Genomic DNA, 10,769 nt, shown 5'->3' on the forward strand with positions numbered 1-10,769 from the left:
GTTTTGTGGCGCAGGCTGGTCGGCGCGGCGCTCCACCACCTCACGGCTGGTCCGCTTAGGCTGCGAAGATGGCCCCCCCGACCGTACTACCCGAGACCTTCGCCCGTGCGGTGGCCGGGTTACGGTCCGTGGTGCCCCGGGACGAGATCCGCCTCGAGGAGGTGGGTGCGCCCAAGCGGTTGGCCCCGTACGCCTTCGCGCTCAGCGCCACGGTGCTGCGTGATGGTGACGAGGTGGCCACCGGCCGGCTCATCCTGTTGCACGACCCGGCGGGGCACGAGGCGTGGAACGGAACCCTGCGGATGGTCAGCTACGTGACCGCCGACCTGGAGGTCGACCTGGCCGCCGACCCGCTGCTGCCGACCGTCGGCTGGGCCTGGCTGATCGACGCACTCGACACCCATGGTGCCGACTACCGGGCGATCGGTGGCACGGTGACCCAGACGATGTCGACCAGGTTCGGCGAGTTGGCCGGCGCGGCTCCCGCCGGGGACGTCGAGATCCGGGCGTCGTGGACCCCGGTCGACGCCGATCTCGGCCCTCACCTGCTGGCCTGGTGCGCGCTACTGGCCTCCACCGCCGGACTGCCGCCACCCGGTGTCACGGCGCTGCCTGACCACCGTTCGGCCGGCACCGGCTGACCTCGTCGGGTCGGCGCTGCCCGACCCGCGTTCGGCCGACACCGGCCGACCTCGTCGGGCTGGGCAAGCATCGCCTGAAGGTGGCCGTACGACCGAGGGCCGTCCCGCCACCAGCGGAACGGCCCTCGGTGTCGTGTCGTGTTCCCGGTGCCGGAGCTACCGGTGCCCGGACCGAGCTACAGGTACTTCTCGGCCTCGTTGCAGATCGTGTTGAGCCCCTTCATCGCCTGGTCGTAGGCGGCACGGTTGTTGGCCGCTGCCGCCGCCAGGGCGGTGGTGAGCTGGTCGAGGCACTTTCCGATGACCTGCTTCTGCCGCGCCTGCTCGTCGCGGTCGTTCTTGGTGCCGGTCAGGTCCTGCTCGACACTCTTGACCTTGTCGTTGGCGGCCTGCAGGTCCTGCTTGAGCTTCTCGATCTCCTTGGTGTTGACATCGATCTTGCCGTCCCGCTCGGCGACCTGGGCGGTCAGGTCGCTCTTGGTCCGGTTCAGCTCACTCGACTTGGCCACGAACAGCCCGGTCATGACACCACCGACCACGAAGAGCAGGCCGGCGACGATCGCCAGGACCAGCACCTTGCGTCCCGCACCGCCCGAAGCCGGGGCCGGGGTGCCGTACGGGGGCGACGAGGCGGGCGGGCCAGACATCGGCTGACCGAACGGCGGTGCCGAGGACTGCCCGGTGGCGTACGTGGGCTGGGCGCTGGCCGGCGGGCTGGAAACCGGGCCACCGCTGAACGGCGGCGTCGAAACCGGCCCGGTGGTGCCGGGGTAGCCACCCTGTGCCGGGACACCAGGGGTTTCCGCCGGCTGGTAGGCGGTCTGGTGGTAGACCGGCGCCGGGGCGGGTGCCGCCGGGGCCGGAGCGGCCGGCGTCTGAGCGGGGTAACCGCCCTGGACCGGCGCACCCGATGCCGGGGTGCCGTAGACCGAGCCGGCGTTGGGGGGCGGGTACCCCGCGCCGGACTGACCCGGCTGGTGTTGCGGGTTGCCCGGCGGCGCGGAGCCGTCGTAGCCGGGCGGCGGGTAGGACATCTTTCCTCCAGTGAAGGTGCTACGTCGCGATGGTCTTGGACTCGCCGGAACGGAGACCGGCTCCAACCGAACTCAGCAGATCTTGAACTTGTCGCAGGCGGTCTTGATCGGTACGGCCAGACCGATGCCCTCGGCGTCCCGGGCCTTGGCGGTGGCGATACCGACCACCTCTTTCGCGCCGTTGATGACCGGACCACCGGAGTTGCCGGGGTTGATCGGCGCATCGAACTGGATCATCGTGCCGCTTCCGTCCGGGGACTTGCGGAACGCGCTGACCACCCCGCTCGTCACGCTGTCCTCCAGGCCGAGCGGAGCACCCACCACCACGATCTGCTGACCGGACTTCACCGGCGCGGGTGCGGTCACCAGCCCGTTGAAGCTGCTGTCGGTCTTGAGGAGAGCAACGTCGTTCTCCTTGTCGACGTCGACGATGGTGGCGGGGAAGCGCTGGTCCGTACGCTCCAGGAAGACCTGCCGCTGCCCGCTCTCCCACACCGAATCCACGACGTGGAAGTTGGTGAAGAGGTTGGCTCCACCGCTGGCGTTCGGCTTGCCGACGGCGAAGGCGGTTCCGGTGGCGTTGCCGGCCCGGACCCGGAAGACGCTGGGCAGGACCGCTGCGGCGATCGCCTCCGGGTTGAAGACACTTCCGGCCTGCTTCTCCAGCGCGTCCGTACGCTTCTCCAGCCCGTCGAGCCGGGCACCGTCATCGCTCTGCGCCTCGGCCAGCTTCTGATCGGTCTTCGCCAACCGGTCGGAGAGCCGGACGATCTGGTACGCCTGCACACCGGCCACCACCAGCAGGACGAACGCCAGCACCAGGGCCGTCACCGCGGCCCAGCCGGGTCGCCGTCCCCCGGTCGCGGGGAGCCCCGCAGGTGGCACCGGAACACCGGGCCCGGCTGCCTGCCCCAGTCCGGTCAACGGACCCGGGCCGATGTTGCCGGGCGGAACGTGCTGACCAGGGGCCAGCGGGACGGGCTGACCGGGGACACCGGCCTGCCCCGGCAAACCGGACGGAACGTGCTGCCCGGCACCGGCCGGCGGCGCACTCTGCGGCAGCACGGGAGCGGACGGAACAGCAGCGGTCTGGGGCAGCGCGGGGACGGCCGGCGCGGCCGGCTGTAAAGGCAGGCCCGGCTGCGCAGGAAGGACCGGAGTGAGCGGCTGCGCCGCAACAGCCGGGGTGAGCGGCTGCGCCGCACCAGCCGGAGTGAGCGGCTGCGCGACCGAGGCCACACCCTGGTGTTGCGGGGCCGTGGCCTGGCCTCCCGGCCAACCGGCCGGTGCTGGTGCGGTCGCCCCGGGCAGGTAGCCGGGGCCTGCCGGCGTCGGAGCGCCCGCAACGCCGGTCGGACCGTGCTGCATGGGCTCCATGCGAGGTGGCATCGGACCGGGCCGGACCTGAGTATGCCCCTCACCGCCGGGACGCGGTGCCGGCACGGGCTGCTGGCCCGGCCCGGCTGCCGGCTGCGCCGGCATGGTGGGGTGCGGCACGTGCGGAGCGCCGTCAGCCGTGTTCGGAGTGCCGAACGACGGTGGTACCGGCTGTCCCTCGTGCGGCTCGTACCCAGAGGTCATGAATGGACGCCCTCCCGTTGAGATTGGTTCCACAGTCGCACCACCGGACAACCCGCCCAGGGGGACCTGTAGCAGGTGGCACCGTACCTGCACGGTCTGTCTTTGTCTTCCCCGATGTCCGGCCTGTTGGCCAATGTGCCTGGTACGGCGAAACCACCACGATCGCCTATCGGACCTGATACCAGAAGGCTCGACCGTTCTGGCCGACCGACGCGCCGTACCGGCTGCGCCAGCGGTGCAACGGCGCGCACTAGAGTTGTCAGGTGACCGACGAACCACCCCTGCGCCGTCGGGCCGCGCAACGCCGAGCAGGGGACGAGCCACACAGCCTGCCGGCGCCCGCGCCGGAGCCCGAGACCGTGGGGCACGACCCAACGCCTGGCGGGCCCGTCCCGCTCCTCGCCCCTCGTGACGGCACCCCTGGCCCCGTACAGACCTCGGACGGACTAGCCGGAATCGTCGCCCGCTTCGCCGCGGGCACCGGCCCCGTCGCCATCGATGCCGAACGTGCCTCTGGATACCGTTACAGCCAACGCGCCTACCTGGTCCAGCTCCGCCGGGCCGGGGCCGGAACTGCGCTGATCGACCCCTTGCCGCTGAACGATCTGTGCGCCCTCAACGAGGCGATTGCCGATGCTGAGTGGGTACTACACGCGGCCAGCCAGGATCTGCCCTGCCTCGCCGAGTTGGGCCTACGCCCACAGCGACTCTTCGACACCGAACTGGCCGCCCGGCTGGCCGGATTCGAGCGGGTCGGTCTAGCTGCACTAACCGAACAGCTACTCGGATTCACCCTGGAAAAGCACCACTCGGCGGCCGATTGGTCGAGTCGGCCGCTACCCGAGTCCTGGTTGACCTACGCCGCCCTCGACGTGGAAATGCTCACCGACCTGCGGGACGCCCTCGCCGTGGAACTGGAACGGCAGGGCAAGCAGGACTGGGCCGCCGAGGAGTTCGCCGCCCTGATCCGCTGGGGCGCACAGCCGCCCCGGCAGCGGGCGGACCCGTGGCGGCGTACCTCCGGCATCCACCGCGTCCGGGGCGCGCGGGCCCAGGCCCGGGTCCGGGCGATGTGGTACGCCCGCGACGCGATCGCCGCGCGACGCGATTCGGCACCGGGCCGGGTACTGCCCGACGCCGCGATCATCGCCGCCGCCGAACTGGACCCGAGGGACGAACGTACCCTGCTGACGCTGCCCGGGTTCGGCGGACGCTCGGTACGCCGGCTCGCCCGTACCTGGCTGGACGCGCTGAACGAGGCACGTGAGTTGCCGGACTCGGCCCTGCCGGTCAGCCCCCCGATCGAGGGGCCGCCCCCGCCGCACCGGTGGGCGGAACGGGATCCGGTGGCAGCGGCCCGGCTGGCCCGGTGCCGGGAGGTGGTGACCCGGATCGCAGCCGCACACACCCTGCCCCCGGAGAACCTGATCACTCCCGACTCGGTACGCCGGCTGGCCTGGCTACCGCCGGAGGAGATCTCCACGGACACCGTCGCGGAGACGCTACGTGGCTACGGTGCCCGGAGTTGGCAGGTCGGCCTGATCGCGGACGACCTCGCCCTCGCCCTGCGCGAGCCCTGACGGCCGCAGGATGCGCGCCGACCCGGTCGGGTCGGCGCGGGCGGCAACGCCGGCCAGGTCATGACATGGCCGGCATTGCCACCCGTCCAACTCTCCTCCAGCCGTGCCTGGACTGCCGTCATGTCGCCCACCGACCTCGAACGGAGGGTTGCCTTCCGGGTCGCCCTCGCCCGACGCCAGGCAGCCCGGCATGCGAAAAGTTCCCGGGGGCCTGGCCGTCTTCAACCCGGGCTACGCCGGGTCGTACGAGAACAACCAGGCAGGCGTAACGGGCCGCCAGACACGCCGGCCGCGCCGACCCGGAACGGATCGGCGCGGCCGGCGGCATCTCATCCCCGGGGTGCCCCCGCCCGGCCAGGGTCGTCCTGACCGACCAGCGGCGCGACGACCGCCGCGATCCTGGCCGCACCGGCATCGCTGGGGTGCAGGTGATCGCCCGAGTCGTAGACCGGCCGCAACGCGTCCCGGTCGGCCGGGTCGGCCAGTGCCCGGTCCAGATCCGCCACCGCGTCGTACTCGCCGCTCTCGCGGATCCACCTGTTCACCGCGTCACGAACCGCCTCCCTGGCGGGGGTGTCGAAGCCGACAGCCCCCTTCATCGGCAGCAGGGTGGCGCCGATGATCCGTACGCCACGGGCACGTGCGGCGTGGATCAGGCTCCGATGCCCCTCGATGATCTGCGCAGCGGTCACCACCGGGGACGACCCGCAACCGAAGTCGGGATAGCCTCCCCCACCGATGTCGTTGATCCCTTCGAGGACGACCACCGCCCGTACGCCCGGCTGGTCAAGAACGTCCCGGCCGAACCGGGACACGCCGGCCGCCCCGAAGCAGGTCGAGTCGGCAAGCAGCTTGTTCCCACTGATCCCCGCGTTGACCACGCCCAACGGTCGGTGACCGGTCGCCAGCCGCTCAGCCAACTCGTCCGGGTACCGGTTGTCGGCGTCCGGCGTGGTGGCGTACCCGTCGGTGATCGAATCCCCGAACGCCACCACGACGCCGTGGTCCCGTCCCGACCGGCCTGCGATGTCCACCCCGGTCAGGAAGTACCAGGACCGGCTGGTCTGGTCGAACGCGCCGGCACCGGAAGCGGATCGCCGATCACCGGACGCCCGGTAGGTGGTGGCGTTCGCATTCTCGTGCAGGGTCGCCGGGCCGGTGGCATCGGCAAAGTACAGCGTCACCGCGAGGGAGTCCAGCGCCCGCGTCGACAGCGACGCCGCGTCGGAGACGATCTCGGCGCCGGCGGGGATGGTCACCGATGCCGACCGGTGGAAGGTCAGCGGGCGTAAGCTGCCCGGTTGGACGGCCGCCCCGACACCGGCCCGGCCGACCGTCACGCCGGTCACCCGGAGTGGACGGTCGCCGAACCGGTTGGACAGGCGTACCCGCACCGCAGATCCGCCCGTACCGACCCGGACCACCTGTCGAAGGGACTGGTCCGCGAACCCGGCGGAGGACCAGTTGGGGGTCTCGAACCCGGCGAACGGGTGGTGCATCGAGGCGACCCACGCTGCTTTCCAGCCGACGTGGGCCGACGCACCGGCCCGGTCGGACTGTCGCCCCGGTTGTGCCGTCGCAACGGCCGCCGGAGGCGACATGGTCACGCCCAGCGCCGCGGCGACGCCAGCCGCGAGTAGGCGTCGTATCTGTGCTGTCATCGGCACGGCCTCACCTTCTGGGACTCCGACCCGCGAGAGACGGGACTTCACCCGGCGAGACCGGTGCCGGTCTCCAGCAGGGACTTCAGGTCGCTGAGCACAAAGGGCCAGCCCCCACCGGTACCGGCGATGGCACCACCGACCAGGGCGGCCGTCTGTGGTGCACCGGTGACGTCGTGGGTGACGTTCAGGACGGTCAGCGCCCGCTCGTCCTGGCTGATGTCGTAGGTCAGTCGCGTCGCCGGCTCGGCCGCCATGGTCGGGTCGGCGGTCATCCGCCAGGTCATCTCCAGGCGCTTCGCCGGCTCGGCCTCGACGATCTCACCCTCCACGATGACGATGCTGACACCCGGGCCGACCATGGCCTCGCTGGCGTAGCCGCGGTAGACACCTCCGGGGCGGGCGTCGATGTCGATCCGACCGCCGTACCCGTACCGCCTGGTCCAGTCGGAACTGGTCAGGGCGGTCCAGACCTGGTCCGGGCTGGCCTTGAGGAAGACGCGGTGGCTCTGCACGTCGGATTGCTGGCTGCCGTTCATTTCTGCTGCTCCTCGCGTTGGAGTCCGGTACGTCGACGGGTGTCGTCGACCTCGTTCAGACTCCGCCAACGCAACGGCGGACACATCCGTGCTCGCCACGGATCCGGCCACGGATCCGGCCACGGACCCGGCCACGGACCCGGCCACGGACCCGGCCACGGACCCGGCCACGGACCCGGCCACGGACCCGGCCACGGACCCGGCCACGGACCCCGCACTGCGGGTTTCCACGCCGGGGTTGTGGAATCACTCCGGTCGGGGTGACCGCCGATCACGACCTGACAGCAGATCCAGGGTGCCGGCGTACTCGATGCGGGCACCGAGGCGGTCCCAGCCGGTCAATGCCGCTTCGAGGGCGTGGGGATCCCCGGTCAACCGGCCCCTGGCCCGGGCCAGGCAGGCGGTGGCCCAGGCGTTGTCGGTGGTCGACCCTTCGGCCCTCGCCAGCCACCGGGCCGCCTCCGGCAGCCCTGCCACGACCGCGAGTTCGGCGCCGGCCGCCCGGGCGTACGTCTCGTAGCGGAACCCGGGAAAGTCGGCGAAGCTCTGCTCGACCAGTCGTACGGCGTTGGCGAGGTCACCGAGATGGATGGCGATCCGGCACTCGGCGAACGCCACCGAGGCGAGCCGCGAGACGTCGATGCCCGCCTCGCGGGTGCTCCGGGTCAGCCGATCCTGCCATCGCAGCAGGTCGGCGCGGTTGCCCCGCAGTCCGCACGCCAGCATGGCGAAGGCCGCTGCCCCGACCACGTCCCCGGTCGGCGGTCGCCCGGCCCGCTGCCAGCCGTCCCACATCGCTTCCGCCTGCGACAACGACTCGTCCAACTCGCCCCTGAGCACCAGCGCCGGGACCAGGGTGCCCACGGAGCGGTAGGAGCGGTTGCCGAGCAGGTCGTCGTCGACCATGCGCCACGCGACGTCGAGTGCGCCGGGCAGGTCACCGGTCCGAAACGCCACGGTGGCCGCGACATGGAAGGTGTCTTCGATCTCTGGTGCCGCACGTGGGTCGGTACGGTCGAGCCGGTCCAGCAGGGCGAAGCGTTGTGCGCCGATCCGCCGCACCTCACCCGCCCGGCCGGCCCGGGCCGCGGCCCCGCCCAGAGCGTCCAGAGCCGCGCTCATCAGGACCGGGTCGCCGCTGCGCCGAGCCGCCTCTTCGGCGGTGACCGCCAGGTTGGGTTCCGGGCAGAACCGCCGACCGCTGGCCTGCCAGACCCGGGCGATGGCCAGGGCAGCCGCGACCTCGGGGTCGCTCTCGTCCCCGGCGGCCCGGGCCCGGTCGAGCAGACCGGTCAGCCGCTCGTGCGACATGTCGCTGGCGATGCGGCCGTCGAATCGGTTGACCAGCTCGACCACCCGGCTCAGGGCGATCGCCCGGGTGTTGCCGTCGCCGCCCTCCCCGGCGCGGTCGGCGCAGGCCAGCAGCAGTTCCACCACCCGCCCGCCCGGTTCGGTGCCGATCAGTGCACAGTCCGCCGCGCTCCGCAGGTCCCGGGCCGCCGCTGCCGCATCGGGTGCCAGGGCGGCGGCCCGGCGGTAGTAACCCAGTGCGGCGGCCAGGAACCGTCGGGCGTACGTCAACCGGCCGAGCGCACGCGCCAGTTGGTGCGGCACGGGGCTGCTGCCGCCGAGGTAGCCGAGCAGCGCTGCGCGTAGGTCGTCGGCGACCATGTCGTAGTCCTCGCGCCACTGGCCGGTCAGCCGCTCGACCAGGTCTGTCGCCGTCGAAGTGGCCCAGCCGAGGTAACGGTCGAAGACCTCCGCCCGGCCCGGATCGACAGCGAGGTGCTCCCGCGCGTACGCCCGGACCGTGCTGAGCAACCGCCAGCGGTTCGGTCCCCGCTCGTGGGTCACCAGGCTCTTGTCCACCAGCCGGCCGAGCAGGTCGGCGGTCTCCGCCAGGTCTCGCAACCCGGACACCTGCATCGCCGACGCCAGGTCGAAGCCGCCCGCGAAGATGGACAACCGCCGGAACAGTGACTTCTCGGCCTGCTCCAGCAGATCGCAGCTCCAGCTCAGGACGGCCCGCAGGGATCCGTGTCGGGGATCGACGCCCCGGGCACCGGACAGCATCCGCAGTGGGTCGGCGAAGGCTGCGAGCAGTCCGGCGGGTCCCAGCGAGGCGCTCCGCGCAGCGGCGATCTCGATCGCCAGGGGCATGTTGTCCAGCCGGGTACACAGCTCACCGACTGCTACCGGGTCACCGGGGAACACCGACCCGGCCGCCCGGGCCCGCTCGTCGAAGAGAGCGCGGGCCTCGGGCTCCACCAGCGGGGACAGGCCTATCACCCGCTCCCCTGGCACAGCCAACCGCTCCCGGCTGGTCGCCACCACCGTCACACCGGGGCATCCGGAGAGGATCTCCTCGGTGAACGCCGCTACCGCGTCCAGCAGGTGCTCACAGTTGTCCAACACCAGCAGTGACCGCCTCGGGCCGAGCTCACCCTTGATCGCCTCGATCAGGGGTTGGCTCGGTACCGGGGTCACCCCGAGTACGGCGGCCACCACCGGCGCGACGAAGTTGTCCCGTACCGGCACCAGGTCGACGAAGGCACCGCCGTCGGCGAACTGCGGCGCGATCTCGGCCGCCAGCTCGACCGCGAGCCGGGTCTTGCCCACCCCGCCGGGTCCCACCAGGGTGACCAGCCGGGCCTCGGCGAGCGCCACCGCCAGGGACTCCCGCTCCGCCAGCCGCCCCACGAAGGTGCTCCGGGGCGCGGGCAGGCCGGTGACGCCGCTCTCGGGCCGAGGGGCCGACGCTGTTTCCGCAGCTGACGCCGCGCGGGCCGACAGGTCCCGGCGGTTGGCCGCACCGTACTTGCGTAGCAACGACGAGACGTGACTCTCCACGGTACGGACGGAGATGAACAGCCGCTGGGCGATCTCGGCGTTGGTGCGCCGTTCCCCCAGCAGGGCCAGCACCTCCGCTTCCCGTGCCGACAGTTCCACCGCTGGCAACAGTTTCACCGCTCCATCTTCGTGGATCACTGCTCCATCTTGGTGGATGTCCGGCGATCCACTGTGCTCCGGGCCAGGCGTTGCGGCCCACGGTGCCGGTCACCTCCTGGCCTGTCGGGTCACCTCCTGGCCTGTCGGGTCACCTCGACGGCGAACCCCGCCGCCAGCAGGACCAACGAGACTCCTCCGACCAGCAGCGGGGACGGTCCGGCGGGCTGCCCGTCGACCCGTACCGCGCCCAGGTAGTCGACGGCGGCGACACCGTTCACCAGAAGGAACCACAGCGGAAGGTAGAGCGCCTGGAAGAGCCGACTGGTCCGGCTGACCAGGCCCAGCACCAGCGCCAGCGACGGAATGAAGAACGCCCCGCCGCCCCAGGCCGCCACCCCCGGCCAGTCGGCGGCCATCGCCAGCCGCAGCACCGGTCCGAGCCCGACCAGCGCGGTGAACCCGACCCCGGCCGCCCATTCGGCGAGGAACCGACGATGGGCGTGGGGGTACGCGCCGAGCAGCGGGCCGACCCCGTTCTCGTGCCGTTGGGTGCCGAGCCGGGACCAGACCAGGATGGGCCAGACCCAGACCAGGAGCAACATCGGGGTGGCGGCCACCGTGGCCGGCACCAGGAGGCTGACGACGGTCAGCGCCGCGACGCCGAGCCACCACCAGCGGGACCCGCCCCGGGCGAGGATGCGCAGTTCACCGGCGCACAGCCGACCGAAGGTGGCACCCCGCCGGACCTCGCCGCGCGGCAGCCCGCGGTAGGCCGTCGGCTGGT

7 protein-coding genes and 1 pseudogene are annotated in these 10,769 nt (G+C 72.0%); 2 read left to right on the top strand and 6 right to left on the bottom strand.

The genetic code is table 11. The features are described from left to right. The first annotated feature begins 68 nt into the window (after positions 1–68). A complete protein-coding gene (locus tag ACFQ4H_RS25545) occupies positions 69–641 on the top strand; it encodes a DUF3000 domain-containing protein (protein WP_377575128.1) in 573 nt (190 codons plus the stop codon). A gap of 176 nt (positions 642–817) precedes the next feature. Here ACFQ4H_RS25545 and ACFQ4H_RS25550 read toward each other — a convergent pair whose 3' ends face one another. Next, positions 818–1,675, bottom strand: coding sequence for a hypothetical protein (locus tag ACFQ4H_RS25550; protein ID WP_377575131.1), 858 nt, complete (start codon positions 1,673–1,675; stop codon positions 818–820). Between the two features lie 72 nt (positions 1,676–1,747). Continuing rightward, positions 1,748–3,157 (bottom strand): S1C family serine protease, encoded by a 1,410-nt coding sequence (locus ACFQ4H_RS25555; protein ID WP_377575150.1) that lies wholly within the window; start codon positions 3,155–3,157, stop codon positions 1,748–1,750. A gap of 362 nt (positions 3,158–3,519) precedes the next feature. Between ACFQ4H_RS25555 and ACFQ4H_RS25560 the strand changes: the two genes are divergently transcribed. Then, positions 3,520–4,836: a ribonuclease D gene (locus ACFQ4H_RS25560; RefSeq protein WP_377575134.1), complete on the top strand. Its 1,317-nt coding sequence runs from the start codon at positions 3,520–3,522 to the stop codon at positions 4,834–4,836. A gap of 329 nt (positions 4,837–5,165) precedes the next feature. Here ACFQ4H_RS25560 and ACFQ4H_RS25565 read toward each other — a convergent pair whose 3' ends face one another. The 4 genes and pseudogenes from ACFQ4H_RS25565 to ACFQ4H_RS25580 all read right to left on the bottom strand — a co-directional run. Next, a complete protein-coding gene (locus ACFQ4H_RS25565; protein ID WP_377575137.1) occupies positions 5,166–6,497 on the bottom strand; it encodes an SGNH/GDSL hydrolase family protein in 1,332 nt (443 codons plus the stop codon). A gap of 47 nt (positions 6,498–6,544) precedes the next feature. Next, a complete protein-coding gene (locus ACFQ4H_RS25570) occupies positions 6,545–7,036 on the bottom strand; it encodes an SRPBCC domain-containing protein (protein ID WP_377575140.1) in 492 nt (163 codons plus the stop codon). Positions 7,037–7,282: 246 nt separating this feature from the next. Next, complete coding sequence (locus ACFQ4H_RS25575; protein ID WP_377575143.1) at positions 7,283–10,003, bottom strand: ATP-binding protein; 2,721 nt, start codon at positions 10,001–10,003, stop codon at positions 7,283–7,285. A gap of 110 nt (positions 10,004–10,113) precedes the next feature. Next, positions 10,114–10,769 (bottom strand): annotated as a pseudogene (locus tag ACFQ4H_RS25580) (hypothetical protein); the annotation flags it as partial.

Source organism: Micromonospora sonneratiae (assembly GCF_042679305.1).
GTDB lineage: Bacteria > Actinomycetota > Actinomycetes > Mycobacteriales > Micromonosporaceae > Micromonospora_H > Micromonospora_H sonneratiae.

Excerpts from the sequence above, each read along its gene's own strand:
- ACFQ4H_RS25545 (WP_377575128.1), top strand. The coding sequence starts at position 69 with ATGGCCCCCCCGACCGTACTACCCGAGACCTTCGCCCGTGCGGTGGCC.
- ACFQ4H_RS25550 (WP_377575131.1), bottom strand. The coding sequence starts at position 1,675 with ATGTCCTACCCGCCGCCCGGCTACGACGGCTCCGCGCCGCCGGGCAAC.
- ACFQ4H_RS25555 (WP_377575150.1), bottom strand. The coding sequence starts at position 3,157 with ATGCCGGCGCAGCCGGCAGCCGGGCCGGGCCAGCAGCCCGTGCCGGCA.
- ACFQ4H_RS25565 (WP_377575137.1), bottom strand. The coding sequence starts at position 6,497 with ATGACAGCACAGATACGACGCCTACTCGCGGCTGGCGTCGCCGCGGCG.
- ACFQ4H_RS25570 (WP_377575140.1), bottom strand. The coding sequence starts at position 7,036 with ATGAACGGCAGCCAGCAATCCGACGTGCAGAGCCACCGCGTCTTCCTC.